This is a genomic window from Clostridium niameyense, from assembly GCF_001243045.1.
GTDB lineage: Bacteria > Bacillota > Clostridia > Clostridiales > Clostridiaceae > Clostridium_F > Clostridium_F niameyense.
In genome coordinates this window covers 1,373,007-1,398,429 of record NZ_LN849007.1, presented here as the reverse complement: position 1 = coordinate 1,398,429, position 25,423 = coordinate 1,373,007, and the positions used below count along the sequence as shown (strand labels likewise).

Here is a 25,423-nt window from a genome sequence, read left to right as displayed (position 1 = left end):
TTCAACACCTTATTTTTGTTCTTTATTATTAAAAAAGTTAATAAAGTATTCTTCAACGTATTCTAAAAGGTGCTTATCTTTTACAGTGTTTATATTTCTACAAAAAACAACCTTCCAATCAAAGTTTGGTTTAAAAGGTTTTAATACTATAGATTCAGAATAGAAATCACCTATAGGTGTAGGTAAAATTGAAATTCCATTAGTTTTATTACACATGTTTATAAGCAAATCCCAAGAACCAGATTGGAAAAATATATTAGGATGTAAGTTTTCCATATCAAATCGTCTTCTTATTTGATGAGTTAACATAAAAGAATCGTTTAAAATCATAAGTTTTTCCCTATGTATTTCTTTTAAAGATAGAGCTCCTTTCTTTTTTGCCAAACTATGATTTTCATTCATGAATATAGATACAGAATCACTCATAATTAACGTAGTTTTCATATTTTGAAGATTTACAGGATCAATAAGTATAGCTCCATCAATTTCATTTAGTAATAACTTTTTCTTTAATTCATAGGCTCCTAGTTCAACTATATTAAGTTTTATATCAGGATTATTAATAATAAAATCTGGAATAAGTTCTCCAAATAAAACTGTCAAAATAACAGGAGGAATACCAATAGTTACAGTTCCTCTAAGACAGCGGTTTGCTTCTCTTAATTCTTGGTACATTTCATTATACATTTTTTTTATGGAGATACCTTTATGTATAAATTTCTCCCCAGCAGTTGTAAGACCTGTGAGTTTTCCCTTATTATATGTAAATAATTTTATTCCTTCTACTCTCTCAAAATTCTTTATTAGCTTGCTTAATGCAGGTTGAGAAATATTTAAAGCTTTAGCGGCTTTAGTAAGATTAAATCCATTTTCCGCAATAGTAATAAAGTATTCAAGTTGCCTAATATCCACAAAAGACCTCCTTTGGGTAATAGTGTATTATGTATAAGTGTAAGTAAAGATAATAGTTTTTAACGCTATTTTATAAATTATTAACTATTGTAACAAAAATAATAATTTAAGAAAAGTAAAAATTTCAATTAATTTATTTTAATATATATAAGTGGGATAGTTTAAATTAGTTAGTTTCTTTTATAATATTAAAATGTTGTATTTTATAAACAATTTTGGTAAATTAACAATAGGAAACTATTAAAGTAAAGGAGTTTTTAAATGAGTAAATTAATTAAGGTAAAACCGAAATTACAGGGAAATATTTCAAGAGCAGTTAATCCCCTTGGATGTCGCCAAGAAGTTCTTAATCAAATTAATTATATAAAAAAACAGGGTAAATACAATGGACCTAAAAAGGTTCTTATACTGGGAGCATCTTCAAGCTATGGATTAGCAAGTAGGATTTCTCTTGCCTTTGGTGCTGGAGCTGATACTATAGGTGTATCTTTTGAACGTGGACCAAAGAATGAAGAAATGCTTGGTAGTGCCGGATGGTATAATAATATATACTTTAAAGAATTTGCTCAAAAGGAAAATCTAATTGCTAAAAATTTCATAGGAGATGCCTTTAGTAATGAAATGAAAGAAAAGGTAATTAGTTATATAAAAAATCAATTTGGAGGAAAAATAGATTTAGTTGTATATAGTCTTGCTTCACCAAAGAGGATAGATCCTAATACTGGACAAATTTATACTTCTGTAATTAAGACTATAGATAAAGAAATAAAAGGATTTAATGTTGATCTTGAAACGGAAACTTTATTTGAGCAAACAGTAAAACCTGCTACAGAAGAAGAAATTCAACATACCATTAAAGTAATGGGAGGAGAAGACTGGGAATTATGGATAAACTCATTAAAAGATGCAAATGTATTAAATGAAGGATTTAAAACTGTACTTTATTCATATATAGGGCCTAAAGTTACATATGATTTTTATCATAAGGGAACTCTTGGGTTTGCAAAGGCTGATGCAGAGATTCATAAGGATTCTATAAACAATAAATTAAAAGATATAAATGGGAAAGCCTTAATATGCGTATCAAAGGCTGTTACTACAAAGGCAAGTTGTGTCATTCCAATAATGCCTCTTTACTGCATAGCATTATATAAGGTTATGAAAGAGATGGGAACACATGAAACTCCAATTATGCACAAAGATAGAATGTTTAGAACTATGATGTATGGGGATTCTCCAGTTTATGATGAAAAAGGACGTTTAAGAGCAGATAGTTTAGAACTTGAAGAAGACACTCAGAAAAAGGTTTTAGAGCTTTTTTCTAAATTAAACAAAGAAAACTTTAAGTCAGATATGGCCGCTTTTGATATATTTAAAAAAGAATTTATGAATCTAAGTGGGTTTATGGTGCCAGGGGCAGAAGATATAGATGAAGTGGATTATGATGAATTACTTAAGTTAAAACCATAGACCAAAAATAAATATATAACATAATAAAATCTATGTATCTAAACCTATAGCTAGCTATTTTAGTAGTTATAGGTTTAATTTTTAAATTATAATATATTATAATTTAGAAAAAGCCAACCCTATTAATATTAATCCAGATAACCAGGATAGGTTTAGATTAGTTTTTTCTACTAATTTCCTACCTATGAGTAGTCCTAGCCATACTCCTATAGCATCAGTAACTAAAGAAAATAATACTACCTGAAAACAGTTTATATTTCCAAGACCACCGGCAAATCCCACAGCTAAGGAGTCCAAGGAAAGAGCCGTTGCAAGATAAAAAGCTTCTTTAGATTTAATTGTTGTACTACTTTCTAATTTTTCACTATCATTGTCTGTATATATATTTAAAACAAAATTCAAGTCAAATAAATTAAACTTTAAGATCTTCTTTGAATTAGGATTACATTTAGCATATCGTTTAACTACACTTTGTAAAATGTACCTACCACCTAATATTAAAAGAGCTATGAAACTTATAATAATGCTTATTTTTTCAGGAATAAATCTTCTGATGAATGAACCTAAAAAAAGTGATATTCCAAGAAAAGAAGAACAAATTAAATTAATTATTTGTACGGATCCAAAAGGTATATAAACTTTATTTGTTCCATAAGCAATGCTAGCTACAAAAGCATCTAAGGAACAAGAAATTGCTAATAATAATGAGTTTATCATAAAATCCCTCCTAAGTTTTAATACCATACTATTCTATAAACTCAATAATGTTTCTTATATATCAAGATAATGTTGAAATAATATCAATAAAGTTATAAATAAATAGAAATTTTATAATAATACTAAATTATATACATATAATTTAATAAGTGTTTATGGAATATGATGGGGGAATATAAAATGGATAAAAATAAAGGGGATTCTTCAAAATTAGGGGAGGTTATTAAAGACACATTAAAACAGCAAAGTTTATCTATGCGTAAATTTAGCCAGATTACAGGAATTGATACATCAACTATTTCTCGAATAACCAATGGAAAACAAGAAGCAAATCTTAATCATTTGTATAAATTTTCTAAACATCTACATATACCTATGGCAGAACTTTTAAAGGCAGCAGGATATAATATGGAAAGTTTACAAGGTAATAAAGGAAAGTCACAAATTATATCTAGTGCTATTGAGGAAGCTCTTAAGTATTTTCAGTTTTCTGATGAGAAATATTTTGTAGAATGTATTGAAAAGCAATTAATTGAATATGAACAATATGCTTTAACTGAGGAAGGAACTCAAATTATATTAGAAAAGTTTCAAGATAAAATAGTTAAAATAAGTGGTATAGGCATTTATATAAAAAAATTGAAGGAAATGTATAAAGAATTTTGTAACAAAGATATTTCTCCTAAAAAAAGAGCTGTAATTGGCAGTGGGCTATTATACTTTATTCTTCCTACAGATACTATTCCCGATTATGTTTTCCCCTTAGGATATTTAGATGATGTTATAGCCATGAAACTAGTTTCAGATAAATTAGACAATCTAAGTAAATCTAGATATTAATATTTTATTGAAGTACTTAAAAGCATCCATAGAGATGCTTTTTGTATTGTAGTTTATTTTTATTAACTGCAAATGTATATTTAGCTTCAAGTAAGGCAGACTTCATTAAACTTATTTGATATAATTAAATACAAAATAGGAATTTTTAGATTTTAATGCAATCATATGGAGGAAACAATGGACAAAATTTTAATTATAGAAGATGATAAGGATATTAGAGATATATTAAAAATTTATTTAAAATCAGAATCCTTTGAAATATGGGAATCAGAAAATGGTAAAAAAGCTTTTGAAATTCTCCAGGATAAAGAACCGGATTTAGTTATTTTGGATTTAATGCTACCGGATATAAATGGTTTAAACATTTGTAAAAGTATACGTACTAAATATAAGTATCCTATAATTATGATTACTGCAAAGACAGCAGATCAAGACAAAATAATAGGACTCACATATGGAGCAGATGATTATATTACAAAACCTTTTAATCCTTTAGAAGTCTTAGCAAGGGTTAAAGCTCAGCTAAGACGATATAAAGAATATGGAGAAGATACAAAAGAAGAAAATATTATATTTTATAAGGGATTGATTTTAGATAGAAAAAGTAGACAAGTTAATTTAAATGATAAAGAACTTAAATTAACACCTACAGAATTTAATATTCTTGAAATATTATTGCTAAATAAGGGACAAGTAGTAAGTGGAGAAAAGTTATTTCATTTATTAAGACAAGAAGAATATTATTCAAAATCTACTAATACAGTAACAGTTCATATTCGGAATTTAAGAGAAAAAATGGGGGAATCTTTTGAGCATCCTGAATATGTTAAAACTGTTTGGGGAGTAGGTTATATTATTGAATCATAGAAAAATATATGGACTCTAAAGAAGGGCAGGTTATATTATTGAAACGTAGAAAATGGAAAATAAATTATTATATTTTAGCTTTTATTATATTTATAGGAGTAATGGTATTTATTGATTTTAAATTAGAGGGAGTTGTAGCTGAATATTTTGAAAGAACAATGTTATTTGATAAAGAAAGGGTAGCATTTTGTGGAACAGACCGTACAAGAGGAACTTTTTATTGGCCTAGATTTAAAGACGTTTTGATAGATATGGCCATTGGTGGATTTCTTCTTTTAGAGATTGTTGTTTATTTTACATTAAAATATTCAAAAAATAAGAGTGAACAAAAGATAATAAATCAGTTAGAGAAAAGAATAGATTTATTAAGTAAAGGACAGGTACCTGAAGAAGTTAAAGAACTAAAGCTAATTGATTCTGGAGTAAATAAGATTATACATGATAATGAACTTGTTAAAAGGGAAATGTTAATAGAAATGAACAAGAAAAATGATCTGGTAACCTATTTAGCACATGATTTAAAAACTCCATTAACAAGTATTATTGGATATCTAACAATTTTAGATGAAGTTGACATACCAGAGAACATTCGTAAAGATTATATAAAAAAACTTTTAGAAAAATCCTATAGATTAGAAGATTTAACTAATCAATTTTTTGATATTACTCGTTTTGGACTTCAGGAAATTCCTTTAAATAAAAGTTTATTAGATGCAGAGTTTTTTTTAGAACAGTTGATTGAGGAACTATATCCTTTACTTATTAAGAAAAACTTAAAGTTTCATATGAATTTGCCTCCCAATATGAAGATTTATGTTGATGGATCTTTATTTGCTAGGGTGCTAAATAATTTATTAAAAAATGCTATAGTATATAGTTATAAGGATTCTATTATAGAAATTAACGGGAAAATAAATGAAAATACTATTCAATTATTTATAGAAAATGATGGGGACGTAATAAGTCATGAGGAATTAAAGCTTATATTTAAAAAATTTTACAGAAGAGATAAGTCAAGAAGTGAGGAGGCTGGAGCAGGACTTGGCTTAGCTATTGCACGTAAAATTGTGGAAAAACATGAAGGTTCATTAGAGGCTGAAAGTAACAAGGGTCATATTGTATTTATTATTACCCTTCCAAAATCTTAATAAAATCTTTATAAATACTAAATAATTTATGAATAAACCTTTCTTTTATCTTAGTTATACTGAAGATAAAAGAGAGGTTTTTTATTTTTATAAGGAGGCAAAATATATGAATTTATTTGTTAATAGTGTTTCTAAAGAATTTAAAGATTTAAAGGCTGTAGATAATGTAAAAATTGAATTTACTCCAGGAATTTGGGGACTTTTAGGACCTAATGGTGCGGGAAAAACCACATTAATGAGAATGATGGTTAGAAATATAAAACCAAGTATTGGAGAAATAATATTGAATGGTGTAGATATTAATAAACTGGGAGGTGTATATTTAGATAAAATAGGATATTTACCTCAGCAATTTGGATATGATAAGAATCAATCAGTTGAAGGTTTTCTCCATTATATAGGGGCATTAAAAGGAATTAGTAAAAAGATAAGAAATGAACGAATAAGTGAATTATTAACTGAATTTAATTTATCAGAAGTTAGAAAAAAAAAGATTCATAATCTTTCTGGTGGAATGAAACGTAGAGTTGGAATATGTGAGGCTATGCTAAATAACCCTAGCATATTAATTGTAGACGAGCCTACTGCCGGTTTAGATATAGAAGAAAGTTTCGTCAATATTTAACTAAAATAAGTAAAGAAAAAATTGTAGTTTTATCTACACATATTGTTTCGGACATTGAGTTTATTGCTAATTATCTTATTATTATGGAAAGAGGCAGTGTAATTGCAAAAGGAGAAAGTAAATCTTTAATTGAAAGCCTTCAAGGGAAGGTATTTGAAACAGTGGTTTCCGAAAGTGATATGGCAAAGTTAGAAAATAAATATAAAATTGTAAATTTTCATAATCAGGATATTGGGAAGATTTTAATTCGTTATATCACTCATGAGCCATTACCTAATAGTAAGTTAGTTGAGCCTTCCCTTAATGATTTTTATCTTTCAAAGGTTAAGGAGGTATAAAAATGGATGTGTTTTTGCAAGAGATAAAAAGGCAGCTTAATTTTAAAAGATTCATAAATTATATATTAATTGTAATTATGTTAGCTATATTATGGACTTGGTTTATTGTAGGATCAGCTACTGAAGATTTCATGCAAACAGGATGTTATAAAGGCCATAGGGGTAAAGGAGCAATAGAGTTAGCAGCTAAGGATAGAAATGTTACTGCAGGAAAAATGACAGAAGATAAATTCCAAAAAGGATGTGAAATATTTCTTAATGCATTAAAGGGTAATGATGAAAGTGATTTAAAAATTACTAAGGACTTATTACAATATGCTGTCTATTCAGATAAATTAGTTATGCAAAATTTCAGATTAAAGAAGATGCGTGGGGAATCTACCAAGGACGTTTGTCATATCTCTAAAGATTTTGGAAGACACTTTTATGAAAATGAGGATTTATATTATAAAAATTATATTAATCAAAATGCAAAAAATGAGAAGGAAGTAACCATAGCTTTAGCTATGTGGGATAAGGTGGAAAAACCCTACACCTATTATAGTGGATTTGAGATATGGGATGATGGAATTGCCCATATAGTATTTTTTTCATTTGTACTTATGATTATAATAGGTGTTTTTTCAGGATCTATTATAGCTTCAGATAAGGAAAGCGAAGTGGATGAAATTATTAAAAGTACACCTAAAGGCAGAAGAAATCTTATAGTAGCAAAGATTGTTATACCTTTGATTATGTCGGTTGTTATATATTTATGTGGAGTGGGTATTTATATCTTATTACTTAAAAGTTTGTTACCTAAAAATGCTTTAAATACCTCAATACAAGTTTTAGGTATAACAAGCTTTCTTCCATATAATGTTTTAGAACTTCTTAAAAAGACATTCATTTTTGGAGCTATAGGAACTCTAACTACAGCAAGTTTTTCTACTTGGATTTCATCTATAGTAAAAAAATCTTCAAGGGCTATTGAGATTTCAGTACTTACAACAATAGGAGCTTTTTTGATATTTGTATTTGTGAAGATAGATAATCCTATTATGGATATAATTAAGATATTTATACCAGGAGGAATAGTATTTTCAGATATAGGATTTGAGTTTCCGTTTATAACATTTATGGGTAAGGTATTTTCTGTAAGTTCAATTTTTATAGTATCAAGTGTAATTATATTTTTGTTCAGTATGGTATTTACACTATTAAACTATATGAGGAGGTAAATAAATGTTATATGAGGAACTAAAAAGAGGGCTTTTTACAAAGTACATGCTTTTATCAATAGTAGGTATATTTATTCTGACCTTTTCTTTAAATTCAATGATTATAGAAAAAAATAAAAATTTACCTAAGGTTTTAAAAGAAGAAGCTACTTATTGTGGGGAAATGACAGAAGATAAATTATATTTAGGTCTTAAAAAGGTTAGGGATGAAAAATCAAAAGATGTAAAATACACCCCACTTATAACCTTTATAGATGGATTAGTGTGTGACCACGTTGGAGTTTTATATTATGAAAATAGAATTGAAGATTATCCAGATAAATATGCCAAAAACTTTTATAAATGTTGGAGAGAAAAATTTATAGTACTTATAAATAAAATTCCTAAAGAAAATAGAACAAAGGCAATAAAAGAGTTAGATAAAGTAAAGACACCTTTTGTTAAATATCAAGGATCTTATTTTTGGAACTTAGCAATTGGTAATCTTAAATTGATTTATATAATAATTATGTTTATGACAACATTTTTTGCTGCATCCATTTACTCTGATAGTATAGAAGATGGTAGTATGGAAATTATTCAAGCTACAAGATTAGGTAAGAAAACTATGATTATGCGTCTTATAACTGTTATAATATATGGATTATTAATAACTTTAGTGGCAACACTTAGTACAATTTTAGTTATAGGTTCAGTTACAGGTTTAAAGCCTTTAAAGAGTAGTTTGAAAGTATTTAGTTTATTTTCATTAACTAATTTTACATTATGGCATGGAATATTTTTGATGTTTGTAAGTGAATTCTTAGGAATACTAGCTATAACAACTATTATGTCTTTAATATCTTATAAAGTAGGAAAGACAGATTTATCTATAGCAATAGGAATTGGTATAAATGTTTTTTATATTATAGCTTTATTTATTAAGATGCCGTGGAAGTTTTCACAAATTATTTTAAATATGTTTCCAATGGCAGCATCACAGGTAATAAATGAAGTAACAGGATTTAATTTTGATATGGGTATTTGGAGACCTTATGCAGTTATGGCAAGTATGGTTTTTGTATTTAGTGTGTTTGGTGCATTGCTTACTTATATGATTTATGGAAAAAAATATAATTAAAAATAAAAAATGGTAGCTATACATTTGGGACTATAGCTATTATTTTTTTAGATTTTTTTGTTTATGGTGTAACTTTTTCTAAATATCTTCGAATAAATAGTGTAACATTAGAAATTTATATTTTAAAGAAATTCAGGTAAGGGGAGGGGGAATAAGGTGGAACATGACTTATTGTTAATGGAGAAATTTAAAAATGGACATAATCAAAGTTTTGAACTTCTTGTCATTAAGTATAGGGAAAATGCTATAAATTTTTGCCAAGGATTTGTTCATGATTATTATATAGCAGAAGATATTGCCCAAGAAAGTTTTGCTTATATTTATGTATATAAAGAAAGATATAATGAAAAGTATTCTTTTAAGACCTACTTATTTACAATATTAAGAAATAAAAGTATAGATTATATAAGAAAAAATTATGATGTACCGTTAAAAGAAATGCTTTTAGACATTATTTTATGGGATATATAACTAAGGGTAAATATACAAAGGAGTTATATCTTTTTAGTTTAACTAAAGGAAAGTTTTTTAAAGGTAAGTATGAATTATTATTTATAATATTTTTTATGATTATAGTTAACTTGTTTATTTTTAAGAGAAAAAGTTAAAAATATCCTCTTTCATTGGTATAGAACTAATAATAGTACATTGGGTTAGCAAAATTATACTACCATGTGTTATTTTTTTACATTTACTAAAAAGTGAGAATCAAATATAATTAAAAGCGAATAGTGTTAGTTTGTGCTTAATTTATTATATTCCACTAGATTGGCGGGAATTAATGTTTATATGACTTAAAAGAATGTACACGTTAGGAAGGAGAATAAAATATGAAGAATTTATTTAGTAAAAAAGTTATAATTGTACTAGTAATTATTGTAGCGACCATATTAGCATTATTTAATATATTTAGGTCTAAAAATTTATCTAAAACTTATTTAACTAGTAGTAATGAGGAACAGAGATCTTTTACAGGTCATTATAATCAAAAGGTTACAGGTGATAGTATAAAGTTTGATTTTAAAATATTCAATGGAAAATGGTCAGTTTTTGAATTTGATTCCCCTAAGGATAATAAAATTACTATAGAGGATAAGTCTAAAATTAATAAAGGTAAATTTTATATAGTTGTTTTGGATTCTAATTATAAAGATGTAGCAATAAAAGAGGAAAATGAGAATAAAAACTTAGAGTTTGTAACGCCGCATAAGGGAAAATATCTAATTAGAATTGTAGGAAAGAAAGCATCAGGACATTTTAATATAAAGGTTAGATCTAAAGAAAATATAAAAATGGTATATAAGGATTTTTGGAATTAAGAATTTAGAATGCATTGTTAAGAAGAACAATGCATTTTTGTTGTCCATAGATAAAACCACCAGCTAAGCTGGTGGGTATTTATTGACATTTTATAAGTTCTAGGATAACATTATTTTTTGAAACAAAATACTTTAAAATAAGTATTAAAATCAGCTGTTATGTTTAGATACTAAGGAGGGACTTACATGGCTGTATCTAGTGAAGAATTTATTTTTGAAAAAAATAGATTGGAAGAAACTAAAAAATGGATAGATAATAGAATTAATGAAATTCATGAAGAAAATTTAAATTTAGAAAAGAAAATAAGTGATTTAAAAAAATCCTCTGGTGGAAAATATAATTATGAATTAGATGTACTTTTAAAAAATCAAGAAAACCAAGAGAACACTTTAGAAAAATATAAAGAGGCGACGGAAAATCCTTATTTTGCAAGAATAGATTTCAGAGAAAAAAGAAGAGATACAGAAAGCTTTTATATAGGAAAGATAGGCCTTGATAATATGGATAAAGGTGAGGAGATGGTTATAGATTGGAGAGCTCCTATTGCGGATCTATATTATAGCGGAACAGAAGGTACTTGTTTTTATAAAGCACCTATAGGTGTTGTAGAGGGAGAGCTTTCTCTAAAGAGAAAGTTTATCATAAAAAATAGTGAGATTCTAGATGTATTTGATGAGGGAATTAATAAAATAATATTGAAATCTGCAGAAAGCAATGAAGAAAATGAGCTTATAGATGATTTTCTTAAGATAAATTTAGAATCTAGTGCTAGTAAAAAGCTTAAGGATATTGTTGCTACTATTCAAAAGGAGCAAAATGAAATAATAAGAGCAGATATAGGAAAGTCTATAATAGTTCAAGGTTCTGCGGGTTCAGGAAAAACTACAGTGGCCCTTCATAGATTAGCTTATCTTTTATATAAATATAAGGATATTTTATCCGGAGAAGATGTACTTGTAATAGCACCTAATAAGCTATTTTTAGATTATATATCAGATGTATTACCAAGTTTAGGAGCTAATAAAGTTCAACAAAAGACTTTTGAAAATATGGCTTTAGAATTTTTAAAATTAAAATATAGGGTTTATACTAAAGATGCTAAGTTGGCAGATGTTATGGAACAAACAGATAAAAAATTAGTAAAGTTTATTACTAATGCTAGCAAAATAAAAGGTAGTATACAGTATAAAACCATTATTGATAGATATATAGGACTTTTAGAAATGGAAGATCTAGATCATGGAGATATAGAAGTTTTTGGACAGATATTATTTACATCTAGAGAAATTAGTAGATTATTTATGAAGGATTTAAAGCATTTACCTATAGGAAAGAGAAAAAAGGAAATACAGAGATATTTTAAAGGAAAGCTAAGAGAAAAGAAGGCTATTATATCAGAAAAAATAGATTTAGACTACCAAAATCGTATAAGAGATATAAAGGAGTCTATAGGAGACGAAGAAGAAAAGAGAAGAATAATAGTTGAGATTTATGATGAAAGAGATGAAAAAAAGAAATCCTTAGGAAAAGAATTAAGAAAAGTTGTAAAGGAATATTTTAATGATTGGCAATATGATAATATAGAAAAGCTATATTTAGATATGTATAATGATGAAGACATATTTGATATAATAACTGATGGTAAAATTCCAGAGGCGTTAGCAAATTATATGAGGGAAGAATTAAATAATAATATAAAGAGTAAGCGTATAGATAGTGATGATTTAGCAGCTATGCTATATTTAAAATTTATGGTAGAGGGAGTAGATGATGAACTATTTAAACATGTAGTAATAGATGAAGCTCAAGATTATAGTTTATTACAAATATATATATTGAAATACATAAGCAGTGGAAACTCTTTTACTATAGTTGGAGATACAGGACAAAGTATATATTATTATAAAGGAATAGATGATTGGAATAAGCTAATGGATAAAGTTTATGATGGAAATATAGAGTATATTCCATTAACCCAAAGTTATCGTTCTACAGTAGAAATTGTAAATTTTGCAAATAAAGTTTTAGAAAAACAAGAAAATAGTTTAAAACCAGCAAAGCCTGTATTAAGACACGGTATGGAACCTAAAATAATTAACTATAGTAAAAAGGAAGAGTTTATAGATACTTTAGATAATATAGTAAAAGAAGTAAAAGGTAAGGGGAAAATTACTATAGCTGTTATTGGTAAAAATCTTAAAGAGTGTAATGAGATAAATAAAATTTTAAAGAAAAGTAAGTACCATTGGGAGCTTATAAAAGATTCTGGAAGTAATTTTAAAAGTGAATATATAGTAATACCATCTTATATGACAAAAGGACTAGAGTTTGATTGTAGTATAGTTTATAATTGTAACGAAGAAAATTATGGCAATAATGAGTTAGATAAAAGACTTTTATATGTGGTACTTACAAGGGCTCTACATATGGAATATATATTCTATACTGGAGACATATCTAATCTTATTAATAATTAAAATCATATTTTAAGACTGTATGTTTATAACATACAGTTTTATTAATTAAATCTTTATAATATTTCATTAATAAAAAAGTGTAATAATATGTGTATAAGCTATTACGTTTGTTTATAATTGTAGAAATTCTGCCATTAGTTTGATAAAATATTAGTGCCTAAATAGAAAAAAGTAAGTAAAAAAGGGGAGAAATGTAAAATGAAAAAGAAGTTAATTTCTTTATTATTAGCTGCAATAGCGTTATTTTCTTTTATGCTTGTAGGTTGCGGAAATACAGAAGAAAAGAAAGATGCCAAAAATGATCAAAAACAAGAACAAAAACAAGAAGATAAGAAAAAAGAAGCAACTAAATTTAACTATATTAAAGCAGATGAGTTAAAATCAAAAATAGAAAAGAAAGAACCAGTTATAATTGTAGATATTCAAGTTAAAGATGACTTTAAGAAACACCATATTAAAGGAGCTATAGAAACTAATGCATTCCCAGTAAAAGAAGATACAGATAAAGCTAAGCTTGATAAAGTTATGGACAAGGTTAAGGGTTCAGAAGATCCTGTAGTAATAGTTTGCCCAAGAGGTAAAAAAGGTGCAGAAAGAACTTATGAATACTTTAAAGAAAAAGGAATAAAAGAAGACAGATTACTTATATTAGAAAATGGACAATCTGGTTGGAAATATGATGAATTATTGGAAAAATAATTTTAAGGAAGGTCAAAACGACCTTCCTTATTTAGTATTTAATTATTTTAATTATCTAAGATTATTATGTATATCTTCATATGTATTAAAATAAAAAATATATAACTAGTTCATTTAAGGATTAATTAATGATATAATTCTCAATATACGAATAAGGGGGGATAATTTTGAATATAAGATTAGCAAAAGACAAGGATTTAAACTTAATTATGGATATGTATTCTAAATGTAAAAAGGATATGATAAAAAAAGGAAATGACCAATGGGATGGAGAATATCCAGATAAAAAAACAATAAGTTTAGATATTGAAGAAAAGAATTTATATGTAATAGTAGAGAAAGAAGTTTGTGTAGCTTCTATAGCTTTAAATCAAATGCAAGCACCAGAATATGAAAATGTAAATTGGCAGTTGAAATACGGAAAGTGTTTGGTTATACATAGACTAGCTGTATCACCAGATTTTCAAGGTAGGGGTATAGCTAAAAATATTATGAAATTTGTAGAGGAAAAGGCTTTATTAAATGGTTATAAATCTATAAGATTAGATACTTATTGCAAAAATGAAGATGCTATAAATTTTTATAATAAATGTAGTTACAATATAGTTGGTGAGGTTTCGTTTAGTCATAAAAATCTCCCTTTTAAATGTTTTGAAAAAATACTTTAGACGTCAATATTGCATAGCAGGACATGCTATGCTAAAAATGCATTAGATGCAGGAGCTAACAGAGAAGAAATCTTAGAGACGTCTACAGTAGCTATGGCCTTTGGTGGAGGTCCAGCTATGGCATATAGTTCAACTTTACTAATGGATGCCATAATGAATGTGAAAGATAATGTTTAAAACATATAATTAAATTATACTCAAAGAAGCAAGTATTCATAAATAAATATTATTTGTGAATACTTGCTATTTTATTACTGATACATTAAGTTGTTTCACATTGATTAGGTTATCTTGTTCATATTTTGGACAGAATAGCAGAAAATTTTCAAGTATTATATTTTTCCTAATTTTAGGGAGTGTTTTATTTCTACATATAAGGCATAAAATCAATTTATCATTTTTCATACTACTCCTCCAGTCAATATCTTCCGTAGCAGATAAAGTAGAGTTGATTAAAAATATTTACTTATCTTCATCTTCTTCATTTAATTTTTTTTCAAGCCTTTGTTGTCCTGCTTCGTTAAGACCATATAAAAGAGCAAATATGAGAGATATAAAAACAACCGAAAAAATGAAAGTAACCACTAATACTGTAATAAAATGTCCGTCTAATATACCAGTGTATTTATTACCATACAGGGAATAGTTTTTTACTCCATTTATAATACTTATAGCAAGACTAAGAACTAAAATAGCTGATACAGTTAATATTTTGCTGCTTTTAGAATTGTTCATAAAGTTGTATCCAAGCAACATACTTCTTACTGCAATGTAAAGTGTTGATAAAATAATAATGCCAAGTTCAGTCATGTACTGAGTGAAGGGCATTTCCATCACATAGGATTTAATACAGATAGAAGCAATAGCAAGGAATAATACTAAAATATAGGCTTCCTTTTGAATTTTATTATTTAATTGTAAAACACGTTCATCTTTGATTTTCATTATGATTTCTCCCAAAATAAGTCGTTTAAAGTTTTGTTAAGAGCTTTACATATTGATATGCAAAGTTTCAATGTTGGATTGTAATTCCCAGATTCTATCAAACCAATAGTTTGTCGTGTGACACCAACAATGTTAGCTAAGTCCTCTTGATTCATATCATATTCAATTCTGGCGACTTTCAGTTTTTTATTTTTCAACTAAAGACCTCCTTTCTATAAGGTATTATACATTATATATTTCAATATGTCAATTATATATTGCATTTAGGAATGTATAATGTATAAAAAGGATAAATACCATAATATACTATAGGATTTCACCATTTTTGAAAGGTAATACATGAGGAGTTATGAGAAGAAATGTGAAGTATCTACCAATAGAAAAAATGCCCGAACAACCTATAAAATAAGGTTATGCGGACATATAAGAAGTGATAAGGAGATATTGAAAAACTTATATTAAGGTTTCTATTATACCAAAAATAAAATCCTATATTTAATCTTCTTTTGTTAATTTAAATATTATATCTGAATGTTCAGGATATAGTTTTAAAAGTTTTTCTCTGCTAAATAGTTTAAAATCTTCAAAGTTAAATCCTGGTGATACCATACAACCAACTAGGGCATATCCCTCATTATTCATAGCAGATCCAAAAATAAATCCTTTAGGGACTAACACTTGTGGATCTTCTCCTTTATCTATATTTAATCCTAACTTTTTAGTAATGAGATTACCTTCCATATCAATCATATATATAGTAAGGGATGAACCTCCATGATAATACCACATTTCATCTGATTCTAATTTATGAAAATGTGATACATCTCCAGTTTGTAATAGAAAATAAATACTAGTCCAAAGCCTTCTTTGTTTTTTTCCATTATTAACATTTATAATTTCATTGGAAATAAGAGATTCTTTATAGTATCCACCCTCAGGGTGTTTTATCATATCTAATTTTTCAATAAAATATTTTGCATTTGTTATCATATATATAAATTCCTCTCTGTAATTTAAAGATACATATTAAAAAAATAATTAAGTCTAATTTATTAATGCTTTCATTCTTAAAATGATTAATAAGTTTTATAATTATCTAAAAATATTATATTAGATGATTATAAATGAAACAACCCTAATATCTCTAGTATAAATAAAAACTTAAGATTTATTAGATATTATTATAAGTGGTGAAGTTATAAAAGGTAGATTATAAATAATTTTACTAAAAATAAGAAATATTCTTAGATTTACGTTAGCTAAATAAAAGATGTATATTGAAAAAAGTATATATTATAAGATTGAATTTTAATGAATAGAGAAGATTATGCCAAATTAAAATATATAAGAATTAAAAAAATATATTTTTACTATAATAAATTTGTTATAATGTATGTGAGTAATTGGTAATAATAAAGCATAAATTAAAGAGGGAATGAAGTAGATGAATGCAAATATAAATTTTCAAAAAAAATTAGATTCTTTGATAGAAAATTTAGAGGAAAATAATGAGATACCTAAATTACTGTTACATAGTTGTTGTGCTCCGTGTAGTAGTTATGTTTTAGAGTATCTTTCTAGTTATTTTAAAATAACTGTGTTTTACTATAATCCTAATATCTATCCTAAAGAGGAGTATTTAAAAAGGGTAGAGGAGCAGAAACAGTTTATTTTAAGTATTAATACCAAATATGCTATAGATTTTATTGAAGGAAAATATGATAGTGATAAATTCTATGAAATGGCAAAAGGAATGGAAAATGAAAAAGAAGGTGGAGAGAGATGCTTTAAATGCTATGAGCTAAGGCTAAGGGAAAGTGCTGTTATAGCAAAAGAAGCAGGATATGATTATTTTACAACAACTCTATCTATAAGCCCTTATAAGAATGCAAAGAAGTTAAATGAAATTGGAGAAATGCTATCTAAAAAATATGGTGTTAATTATTTATATTCAGATTTTAAAAAGAAGAATGGATATAAACGTTCCATAGAACTTTCTAATGAGTACAATTTATATAGGCAAGATTATTGTGGATGTGTTTTTTCAAAAAATGAAAGAGATAGTTATAAGAATACAGTTACTAAGTAGCAGTATATGTTAATATGAAAATATTTATGTTTATGGCATTAATTTTCGTAGTAACTTTTAAAAATTTTTTAGATAATGGAGTTATTAGAAAAACTAAATAAAAAATAAAAATGCTAGGGTACTATAAAATTATATTTACCTTAGCATTTTTATTTAAGCAATTAGTATAGTATAAATTAGTTTTTATTAAATTCTATTATAACCTTAAAAAGATCCCCATCAATTTTAATAGATAAAGTGCCTCCTTCAAGTTCTACTATGCTTTTAGAAATTGCAAGTCCCAATCCAGATCCTTCTGTATTTCTTGATGTGTCTCCACGTTTAAACCTTTCAAAGATTTCTTCTGCATCAAAATTCATTTCATAAGAAGATATGTTTTTCATAGTTATAATTACCTTACGATTATCTTCTATTAAATCAATATATACCCTAGTGTTAGGCTGAGAATATTTGATTATGTTATTTAATAAATTTTCAAATACCCTCCAGGTTTTTTTGCCATCTAAATTTGTATATATATTATTATTACTATAGTTAAATTTAACTTCTAAGAAGGCTTTTTTTAACTTTTCATCTAGTTCTGCTAGGGCTTGTTTAAGTAGAGCAGTTACATCTACTTTTTCAATATTTAATTTAATTGAGCCACTAGACATTTTGGAAGCTTCAAATAAGTCTTCTATGAGGTGTTTAAGTCTTTCAGATTTTCTATCTAAGATAGCAATATAAGAATTAAATTCATCCTTATCTAAATTGTTATTTTTTAATAGATTAACATAATTTATTATAGAAGTTAAAGGCGTCTTTAAATCATGAGATACATTAGTTATAAGTTCGGATTTTAAACGTTCACTTTTAACTTGATCTTCTACAGATTTTTTATATCCTTCTTTAATATTGTTAATATTAAGTGCTAATTTCCCCAATACTCCAGTATCATTTTTGGTTATTATATAATTTAAATTGCCCTTAGTCATTTCTTCGGTAGCCTCTATTATTTCATTTAAATAATCTGCTTTTTTAAATAAATATATTAAAAGTAAAGATAAGTAAATGATACCACCTATAGGAGCTATTAATATGCCATGGATACCTGATACTAAAGATAAAAGTAGGAGTATACCGATCATTCCGGATAATAATAATATAAAAATTATTTTATATTTAATGCTTTTATTAACAAATTTATATTTCATTTTATTTATTAAGGTATTATTACATTGAGTTGACAGTAAACCCCTATTATTTTTTAATACTAATATATATTTTAGATTATATACAAAGTAAAAAATATAAATAGATATTATTGAAAGTTTTAAAAAATGTTGAATTTCTAAGGGTTTATAAAAAAAACTTATATTAGTTATATAAATTGCCATTATAGCTGTATAAATCACAAACATAAATATTTTTAAATCTAAGGACATACAGTCGTATAATTTTATTATTTTAAATGGTTTATTTAGGTTATTAGGTTTTTTTATTTTTATTACTATAAATAATCCCATAATTAATGAAAAAGTACATAATAATATTTCTTTAATAAGTCTATTCCTAATGGAATTATAGTATTTATAGTTATTAATTAAAGGATTATATTCTGATGAATGTTTTAATACCATAAAATATCCTTCATAATTATAATTTTTAAACAAGGCGTTTATAGCTTCAAGGTATTTATTTCCATCATTATAAGGCAATTTTATTACATATAAATTTGGAGAATTTGTATATTTTTTTATATTTATATTTTCGTTTGGACTTTCTTTTAAATTAGTATAAGTGCTATTATTACTTAAATCTTTAATATAATATTTAATATAATTCTTTTTATTTAAACAAGTTTTTAAGTTATTATAATACTTATCCGTATCTTTAATAACTTGATCTTTTATGTCATCTTCCTTAAAGGGAGTAAGCTTACTTAAATCTTCTATTCTTTTGTTTTTTTCTAAAATTAATTTTTCATATTCTGCGATATTACCTTCATTTTGGGCTTTATTTATTTTAGCTTCATATTCACTTTCTATTTGTGTACTTTTTTCTTTCAATTTTAATGTATAATCAGATTTTTTATAGATCATATTTTTGTTTATTATTTTTTCTTTATAGGATTTTTTATCATAGTTTTTTAAATCCTTATGAAAAGCCAATATATTTCTAGAATAATTTAATAATTCTTCATCGAAATGAGGACTTTTAAAATAATAGTCTTTAACAAGGTACTTTTGATTTTTTATTAAATCATAACCAGTTAAAGCTGAAAGAGATAATAAATATACTCCTATAACAAAAGTTAAAATATATATGAATTTATTCTTCAATTTTATATCCAATTCCCCATACCACCTTTAAGTACCTAGGCTCTCTAGGATTAATTTCAATTTTTTCTCGTATTCTTCTTATATGTACAGCTACTGTGTTTTCTCCATTATAGTAAGGTTCCTTCCATGCTCTTTCATAAATTTTATCAATAGAAAAAACTACTCCTTTGTTCTCCATTAAAAGTTCTAAGATTCTATATTCAATAGGAGTAACCTTTATTTCTTTTCCATCTAAAATTACTATTTTTCTTTTTTTATCTAGTATAAGACCACCTACTATAAGCTTGTCTTTACTTTTTTTATAATTACCAAAATTAACATATCTTCTAAGTTGTGAATTTACTCTAGCTACTAGCTCTAACATGTTAAAGGGTTTAGTAACATAGTCATCAGCACCTATATTAAGACCTAATATTTTATCTGTATCTTCAGATTTAGCTGAAAGCATTATTATAGGGATGTTTTTACTTTCTCTTATTTTAAATGTAGCTTTAATTCCATCCATTCTAGGCATCATAATATCCATTATTATAAGATGAATTTCCTTTTCTTCTAATAACATTAGAGCATCTATACCATCTTTGGCTTTAAAAACATTTATGCCTTCATTTTTTAAATAAATTTCTATAGCATCTCTTATTTCATCTTCATCATCAGCTATTAAAACATTGTATTTACTCATTTACTTCTCATCCTTTCTATACTTAATAAATTATACCATTTTTATTACCTCCTTATGTAAGCTACTATCTAATTATATAAAAGGTTTCTAACAAAAAACCTTACATATTTCTTACAAATTTCTTAACAAATTAAAATGAATAAAGTATCCATAAATAGGTGAAAAGTATATTATGATATAGAATGGATAATATATTAAGATATTTTTTATAAATCATATTTTAATATATTAGAAATGTTATAAAATTAAAGAAAAAATAGTCTATAGAGGTGTTAATCATTTATAATAACTTTATTTAAGGAAAAATAATATTTGATAAGTAAAGCTATAGATATCATAATAAGAACATAATAATTTTAATGAACAACGTTCACGAACAGGAGGAATGTTAAATGTTAGTAGAGTTAAAGAATCTTGAAAAAAAATATAAAGATTGTAAGGCGGTAGATATTAATGAATTAAATATAAAAGAAGGAGAAATATTTGGGTTTTTAGGGCCTAACGGAGCAGGTAAAACTACTACTATTAGTATATTAAGTGGATTATATACTAAGTTTTCAGGGGACGTAAAAATATTTAATAAAGATATAAAAAAGCAATCCTTTGATATAAAAAAACAGATGGGGGTAGTTCCCCAGGATTTAGCTTTAGTTGATGATTTAACTGCTTATGAAAATGTAACTTTTTTTGCAAAATTATATGGACTTAAAGGGGAAAAATTAAAATCATCTGTACAGGAAACTTTAGAGTTTGTTGGATTGTGGGACAGAAAAAATGATTTTCTCACAAAGTTTTCAGGTGGAATGAAGAGAAGGCTAAATATAGCCTGTGCTATTGTTCATAAACCAAAATTAATAATAATGGATGAGCCTACTGTAGGAATTGATCCTCAATCAAGAAACAATATATTAGAAACAGTTAAAAAGTTAAATGAACAAGGATCAACTATAATATACACATCTCATTACATGGAGGAGATAGAAGCTGTTTGTACAGATATTTGTATAATGGACCATGGAAAAATTATAGCCAGGGGAAATAAAGAAGAATTAAAGTCTCTTGTAAAAAAGGAAAATGGGGAAAAGGCTACTTTAGAAGAAGTATTTTTAAGTTTAACTGGCAAAAAATTAAGAGACTAAGAGGAGCGTGAAACTATGAATTTTCTTACTATAGCTAAGTATAGGATAATTCAATATATAAGGGATAAAAAATCTTTAGTATCTATGCTTATAATACCAGTAGTATTAATAGCTATATTAGGCAATGCTTTAGGAAATAGTGGAGATTTTACTGCTAAAAATATAGGGCGTATAAATTTATTATATGTAAATAAGGTTTCTGGGAAAAATGGAGATAACTTTGAAAAATTTATAAACCTAAAGGATTTTTCTGATATTATAAAACCTACTAAAATAGATAATGTAGACAAGGGAAGAAAGCTTATTGAAAAAAAGGAATATGAAGCTTTAGTTGTATATGATGAAAATATACAAGGAAATTTTAAAGTGATTGGCAGCGATTATAATAGTTTAAAGGTGTCTATAGTTAAAAATTTAATGGAATCTTATGTGGACAAAGCAAATAGTTTTGAGGCTTTATCCAAGCTAAAAACTAGAGATTTTTCTTTTAAAAAATATAACAATATAGAATCAAATGAAATAACTGTTTCAGGTAAAAAACCAACAGCCACAGATTATTACGCTGTAACTATGCTCATTATGATTATAATGTTTGGAGCTATTTATGCTAATTTTGCCATAGATAAGGATTATTATAGTGTAGTAGGTGGAAGAATTAAGTCATCTCCAGTAAAACTTTGGGAAGTTTTTTTAGGGGAAGGAATAGGGGTTGTATTTACACTATTATGGCAAAGTGTTATTCTACTTCTATTTGCTAAATTTGTATTTAAGGTTAATTTCGGAAATAATATGAGCTTAATATTTATAACTATATTATCATTAGCTATTATGTCTACAATACTTGGTATATGTGCTTGTATGATAACTAAAAAAGGCTTATACGGATTAGCTCTTTTAAATATATTGGTGCCTATTCTTACTTTTTTAGGTGGTGGTTTTGTAAAGGTTGATTTTGGTAATGGATTCCTAGGAAAACTATCTCACATAACCCCAAACTATTTAGCGCAAAATGCTATATTTAAAAGTATTTATGGAGGAAACTTAAAAGAAATATTTTTAAATATATTAGGAATTTGGGTTTTAACTTTAATTTTATTTATAGGCGCTAAGATAGCTGGAAGGAGGGACACAGTATAATGACTATTTACTTAACTAATTTAAAAAGATTATTTAGAAATAAGATAAATTTAATGTTTATATTAATATTACCTCTTGTATTTATGATTGTAGCTTTTTCAGGATCTAATGGCGAAGAACCTCTAAAAGTTAGAGTAGTAGATAAGGATAATACGGAATTTTCAAGCAAGCTTACAGATAATGTAAAAAATAAAGGGACAGTGTTTTTAGGTAAAGAGGAAAGTATTCAAAAGGACTTAGTAGATAATAAGATAGATTATGCTATAGTAATACCAAAAGGTTTTACGAAGGGTATAATAGATGGCAAGGATATTTCTTTAAAAAGCTATGAGGCTAAGGAAGGTAATACATCTATGTCTATAAAACTTTCTTTAGATGCATATTTAAATAATGTAAAAAAGATATCTTCTGTATCTAAAGGTGATAAAGAAAAATTTTATGAAGGACTTAATTATTATAAAGATGGAAGTAATAAAGTGGAATATGAGAGTGTAGATAAAGGTGAAGGGAATAAGTCTAAAACATCAGCGGCACTTGGATTTATAGTGATGAATATGTTGTTTTTAACTACTTCCACTACCAATATGATTATAAAAGATAAAGAGAAGAATTTATTTACAAGATATTTTACGACACCTTTAAGTAGAAAAAGATATATTACAGAAAATCTTTTAAGTTTTTTAACTGTTTCAATAGCTCAGGTTATTTTATTCTTTGTAATTATGAAATATATATTTAAATTTAATTTAGGCGATAATCCTTTTAACATATTATTGTTATTTATAGTATTTGCTGTATTCACAGTTTCACTAGGCTTATTTATATCTAGTCATTCTAATGATTTAAGGCAATCTGGAGCTATAAGTTCTTTAATTAATATACCTTTTGCTATGCTAGGTGGATGTTTTTGGCCAAGAGATATTATGCCAAGCTTTTTAAAGAAAATATCAGAGGTTATACCAACTACTTGGATTAATGTAGCTAGCAGTGAAGTGCTGTATGGAGAGACTTTAAGTTATGTGTCACAAGAAATACTATTATTAATTTTAGTATCCATAGTATTACTAATATTATCTGTTAAAAAGTTAAGATATGATAACTAAAATTTAAAGAATGCATGTCTATAAAGGTTTTATTATAGACATACATTTCTTTTATGAAAATTATACTTTTACGTAGTTGCTCCGCCACAACTAGAACCAGCTCCAGCTGTACACGCATAACAGTGATTACCTAAGCAAATATTACGTTTCTCGATAGTTTTTCCTTTTAACATACTTATATGATTTGGACCTTCTACAGTTAAATTTAAAGTTTGATTGAAATCACAGTCATAAAGTTTTCCATCCCAACCAATAGAAAGTTGATTCCTACACATCATATTTTCTACGGTAGAAGGGTTGAAACTGTTAGAAAGCTTAGTCATATAGTTTTCTAAGTTGTTACTATTTTTAAGAAAAGCGCCAAAACGACCAATTGGATTATTAGTAATAGTAAATAGATTATTAAAAACTATATTAAATTCATTTTGAAGCTTTTGTTTATACTGTGATTCTAAGGAAGCTTGAGATGGTGGTAAGAATGCTCCACCTGGATTATATACAAGATTTAAAACTAAATTAGGATCTTTTCCGTAACCTAGGCTATTTAGTTTTTGTAACATAGCAATGCTTACTTCAAAAACATTATTACCTCTTTGTCTATTTGTATCCTTAGCACTGTAATAAGGAAGAGAACAAACTACTTCTACTTTATTTTTAGCATAAAATTCTGGTAGATGTTTATATTTTTCCTCATTTAATATAACTAAATTTGAACGTACAATAATTTTAGCTCCTATTTTTGTAGCTTCTTCTACAAAATATTCAAAATTAGGATTCATTTCAGGAGCTCCACCTGTAATATCTAAGATAGAAAAGTTATTTTCTCTAAATACTTGTAGGCAATCTTTTATTGTGTCCAAGGACATAATTTCCGTACGGTTTGGACCAGCTTCTACATGACAGTGTTTACAGGCTAGGTTACAAAGTTTACCTACATTTACTTGCATTATGGATAAAGAGTTATTAGTTTTGCATAATTCTTTATTTTCTATCCTACTTGCAAATTTAGGAATACAATTTAAGTTTTCTAGATAATTGTAAGTCATAGAAATACCTCTCTTTATAATTAAAATTCTAATTTATCTGCTACATTTTTCATTTGTACACCGTGAACTAGAGTAGCTCCACCACGAATTGCAGCAGCTACATGAATAGCTTCCATCATTTGTTCTTTATTTGCAGCATTTTCTAAACAAATTTGAGTATAAGAATCTATACAATAAGGGCATTGTATTGCATGAGCTACAGCTAAAGCGATTAAAGCTTTTTCACGAGCAGTTAATGCTCCTTCTTGAAATACTTGTCCATAATATTGAAGGAATTTTCCCCATAATTCTGGACCATCTTCTCCAATTGTAGGAAATTTAGCTAAATCTTTTGGATCATAATATGTACTCATTTAATAGGTCTCCTCTCAAAATAATAATTTTATACAATTAAATCTATTGTATATTTTTCACCAAAATGTGTCAAATAAGAATAATTTATACACAGATATTTATGTATAAATTATTTTTATAATGAATTTACTTGAGGATTTTTATATTATATAATTTAAAAATCTATATATTATAATAATTTTAATA

Annotated in this window: 28 protein-coding genes; 18 read left to right on the top strand and 10 right to left on the bottom strand. The window is 26.4% G+C overall.

What is annotated here, in order from left to right:
• Positions 1–9 precede the first annotated feature (9 nt).
• The gene (locus BN1711_RS07565; protein ID WP_050607555.1) at positions 10–912 is read right to left on the bottom strand and encodes a LysR family transcriptional regulator; all 903 of its coding nucleotides are present in this window, start codon (positions 910–912) and stop codon (positions 10–12) included.
• Between the two features lie 273 nt (positions 913–1,185).
• On the opposite strand from BN1711_RS07565, the gene fabV reads away from it, so the two are divergent.
• Positions 1,186–2,382: an enoyl-ACP reductase FabV gene (gene fabV, locus BN1711_RS07560; RefSeq protein WP_050608464.1), complete on the top strand. Its 1,197-nt coding sequence runs from the start codon at positions 1,186–1,188 to the stop codon at positions 2,380–2,382.
• 96 nt (positions 2,383–2,478) lie between these two features.
• On the opposite strand, the gene ytaF is transcribed toward fabV, so the two are convergent.
• On the bottom strand, positions 2,479–3,099 hold the full coding sequence (gene ytaF / locus BN1711_RS07555; RefSeq protein WP_050607554.1) for a sporulation membrane protein YtaF: 621 nt from the start codon (positions 3,097–3,099) through the stop codon (positions 2,479–2,481).
• Between the two features lie 180 nt (positions 3,100–3,279).
• Here ytaF and BN1711_RS07550 point away from each other — a divergent pair, with 180 nt between their 5' ends.
• The 13 genes from BN1711_RS07550 (at position 3,280) to BN1711_RS12915 (ending at position 14,598) form a co-directional block, all read left to right on the top strand.
• Positions 3,280–3,939 carry a DUF1232 domain-containing protein gene (locus BN1711_RS07550; protein WP_050607553.1) on the top strand — a complete coding sequence of 220 codons (660 nt, stop codon included), beginning with the start codon at positions 3,280–3,282 and terminating at the stop codon, positions 3,937–3,939.
• Positions 3,940–4,116: 177 nt separating this feature from the next.
• Positions 4,117–4,806 carry a response regulator transcription factor gene (locus tag BN1711_RS07545; protein WP_050607552.1) on the top strand — a complete coding sequence of 230 codons (690 nt, stop codon included), beginning with the start codon at positions 4,117–4,119 and terminating at the stop codon, positions 4,804–4,806.
• Between the two features lie 8 nt (positions 4,807–4,814).
• Entirely contained in the window at positions 4,815–5,954 is a 1,140-nt protein-coding gene (locus BN1711_RS07540) for a sensor histidine kinase (RefSeq protein ID WP_243128229.1), read from the top strand.
• Between the two features lie 106 nt (positions 5,955–6,060).
• Entirely contained in the window at positions 6,061–6,579 is a 519-nt protein-coding gene (locus BN1711_RS12740) for an ATP-binding cassette domain-containing protein (RefSeq protein WP_243128227.1), read from the top strand.
• Positions 6,580–6,662: 83 nt separating this feature from the next.
• Positions 6,663–6,917 (top strand): hypothetical protein, encoded by a 255-nt coding sequence (locus tag BN1711_RS12735; protein ID WP_243128225.1) that lies wholly within the window; start codon positions 6,663–6,665, stop codon positions 6,915–6,917.
• A gap of 2 nt (positions 6,918–6,919) precedes the next feature.
• Positions 6,920–8,137 (top strand): ABC transporter permease subunit, encoded by a 1,218-nt coding sequence (locus BN1711_RS07530; RefSeq protein WP_050607551.1) that lies wholly within the window; start codon positions 6,920–6,922, stop codon positions 8,135–8,137.
• Between the two features lie 4 nt (positions 8,138–8,141).
• Entirely contained in the window at positions 8,142–9,257 is a 1,116-nt protein-coding gene (locus BN1711_RS07525; RefSeq protein WP_050607550.1) for an ABC transporter permease, read from the top strand.
• 156 nt (positions 9,258–9,413) lie between these two features.
• Complete coding sequence (locus BN1711_RS07520) at positions 9,414–9,728, top strand: RNA polymerase sigma factor (protein WP_050607549.1); 315 nt, start codon at positions 9,414–9,416, stop codon at positions 9,726–9,728.
• A gap of 359 nt (positions 9,729–10,087) precedes the next feature.
• Positions 10,088–10,576, top strand: coding sequence for a hypothetical protein (locus tag BN1711_RS07515; protein ID WP_050607548.1), 489 nt, complete (start codon positions 10,088–10,090; stop codon positions 10,574–10,576).
• A gap of 186 nt (positions 10,577–10,762) precedes the next feature.
• On the top strand, positions 10,763–13,054 hold the full coding sequence (gene helD, locus BN1711_RS07510; RefSeq protein WP_050607547.1) for an RNA polymerase recycling motor HelD: 2,292 nt from the start codon (positions 10,763–10,765) through the stop codon (positions 13,052–13,054).
• A gap of 198 nt (positions 13,055–13,252) precedes the next feature.
• A complete protein-coding gene (locus BN1711_RS07505) occupies positions 13,253–13,753 on the top strand; it encodes a rhodanese-like domain-containing protein (RefSeq protein WP_050607546.1) in 501 nt (166 codons plus the stop codon).
• A 167-nt stretch (positions 13,754–13,920) separates the two neighbouring features.
• Positions 13,921–14,421: a GNAT family N-acetyltransferase gene (locus tag BN1711_RS07500; protein ID WP_050607545.1), complete on the top strand. Its 501-nt coding sequence runs from the start codon at positions 13,921–13,923 to the stop codon at positions 14,419–14,421.
• 9 nt (positions 14,422–14,430) lie between these two features.
• Positions 14,431–14,598: a carboxymuconolactone decarboxylase family protein gene (locus tag BN1711_RS12915; protein ID WP_164995923.1), complete on the top strand. Its 168-nt coding sequence runs from the start codon at positions 14,431–14,433 to the stop codon at positions 14,596–14,598.
• A 66-nt stretch (positions 14,599–14,664) separates the two neighbouring features.
• On the opposite strand, the gene BN1711_RS07495 is transcribed toward BN1711_RS12915, so the two are convergent.
• From BN1711_RS07495 to BN1711_RS07480, 4 genes are all read right to left on the bottom strand, one after another.
• A complete protein-coding gene (locus BN1711_RS07495) occupies positions 14,665–14,826 on the bottom strand; it encodes a cysteine-rich KTR domain-containing protein (protein WP_050607544.1) in 162 nt (53 codons plus the stop codon).
• Between the two features lie 57 nt (positions 14,827–14,883).
• Positions 14,884–15,366: a DUF6773 family protein gene (locus BN1711_RS07490; protein WP_050607543.1), complete on the bottom strand. Its 483-nt coding sequence runs from the start codon at positions 15,364–15,366 to the stop codon at positions 14,884–14,886.
• Complete coding sequence (locus BN1711_RS07485; RefSeq protein ID WP_050607542.1) at positions 15,366–15,563, bottom strand: helix-turn-helix transcriptional regulator; 198 nt, start codon at positions 15,561–15,563, stop codon at positions 15,366–15,368. Before BN1711_RS07485 ends, BN1711_RS07490 begins: the two co-directional genes overlap by 1 nt.
• 298 nt (positions 15,564–15,861) lie before the next feature.
• Entirely contained in the window at positions 15,862–16,353 is a 492-nt protein-coding gene (locus BN1711_RS07480) for a cupin domain-containing protein (protein WP_050608462.1), read from the bottom strand.
• Between the two features lie 457 nt (positions 16,354–16,810).
• Between BN1711_RS07480 and BN1711_RS07475 the strand changes: the two genes are divergently transcribed.
• Positions 16,811–17,455 carry an epoxyqueuosine reductase QueH gene (locus BN1711_RS07475; protein WP_050607541.1) on the top strand — a complete coding sequence of 215 codons (645 nt, stop codon included), beginning with the start codon at positions 16,811–16,813 and terminating at the stop codon, positions 17,453–17,455.
• A 176-nt stretch (positions 17,456–17,631) separates the two neighbouring features.
• On the opposite strand, the gene BN1711_RS07470 is transcribed toward BN1711_RS07475, so the two are convergent.
• Both BN1711_RS07470 and BN1711_RS07465 read right to left on the bottom strand, forming a co-directional pair.
• Complete coding sequence (locus tag BN1711_RS07470) at positions 17,632–19,788, bottom strand: sensor histidine kinase (protein WP_050607540.1); 2,157 nt, start codon at positions 19,786–19,788, stop codon at positions 17,632–17,634.
• Positions 19,766–20,458, bottom strand: a complete 693-nt coding sequence (locus BN1711_RS07465; RefSeq protein WP_050607539.1) for a response regulator transcription factor — start codon at positions 20,456–20,458, stop codon at positions 19,766–19,768. Before BN1711_RS07465 ends, BN1711_RS07470 begins: the two co-directional genes overlap by 23 nt.
• 392 nt (positions 20,459–20,850) lie before the next feature.
• On the opposite strand from BN1711_RS07465, the gene BN1711_RS07460 reads away from it, so the two are divergent.
• From BN1711_RS07460 to BN1711_RS07450, 3 genes are read left to right on the top strand one after another with little or no spacing between them, the layout of a single operon-like run.
• Entirely contained in the window at positions 20,851–21,597 is a 747-nt protein-coding gene (locus tag BN1711_RS07460; RefSeq protein ID WP_050607538.1) for an ABC transporter ATP-binding protein, read from the top strand.
• A 15-nt stretch (positions 21,598–21,612) separates the two neighbouring features.
• Positions 21,613–22,734: an ABC transporter permease gene (locus BN1711_RS07455; protein ID WP_050607537.1), complete on the top strand. Its 1,122-nt coding sequence runs from the start codon at positions 21,613–21,615 to the stop codon at positions 22,732–22,734.
• Complete coding sequence (locus tag BN1711_RS07450) at positions 22,734–23,837, top strand: ABC transporter permease (RefSeq protein ID WP_050607536.1); 1,104 nt, start codon at positions 22,734–22,736, stop codon at positions 23,835–23,837. The genes BN1711_RS07455 and BN1711_RS07450 overlap by 1 nt, the downstream gene beginning before the upstream one ends.
• A 68-nt stretch (positions 23,838–23,905) precedes the next feature.
• On the opposite strand, the gene arsS is transcribed toward BN1711_RS07450, so the two are convergent.
• Both arsS and BN1711_RS07440 read right to left on the bottom strand, forming a co-directional pair.
• The gene (gene arsS / locus BN1711_RS07445) at positions 23,906–24,883 is read right to left on the bottom strand and encodes an arsenosugar biosynthesis radical SAM (seleno)protein ArsS (protein WP_050607535.1); all 978 of its coding nucleotides are present in this window, start codon (positions 24,881–24,883) and stop codon (positions 23,906–23,908) included.
• A gap of 20 nt (positions 24,884–24,903) precedes the next feature.
• On the bottom strand, positions 24,904–25,236 hold the full coding sequence (locus BN1711_RS07440; RefSeq protein ID WP_050607534.1) for an arsenosugar biosynthesis-associated peroxidase-like protein: 333 nt from the start codon (positions 25,234–25,236) through the stop codon (positions 24,904–24,906).
• Between the last annotated feature and the right edge of the window lie 187 nt (positions 25,237–25,423).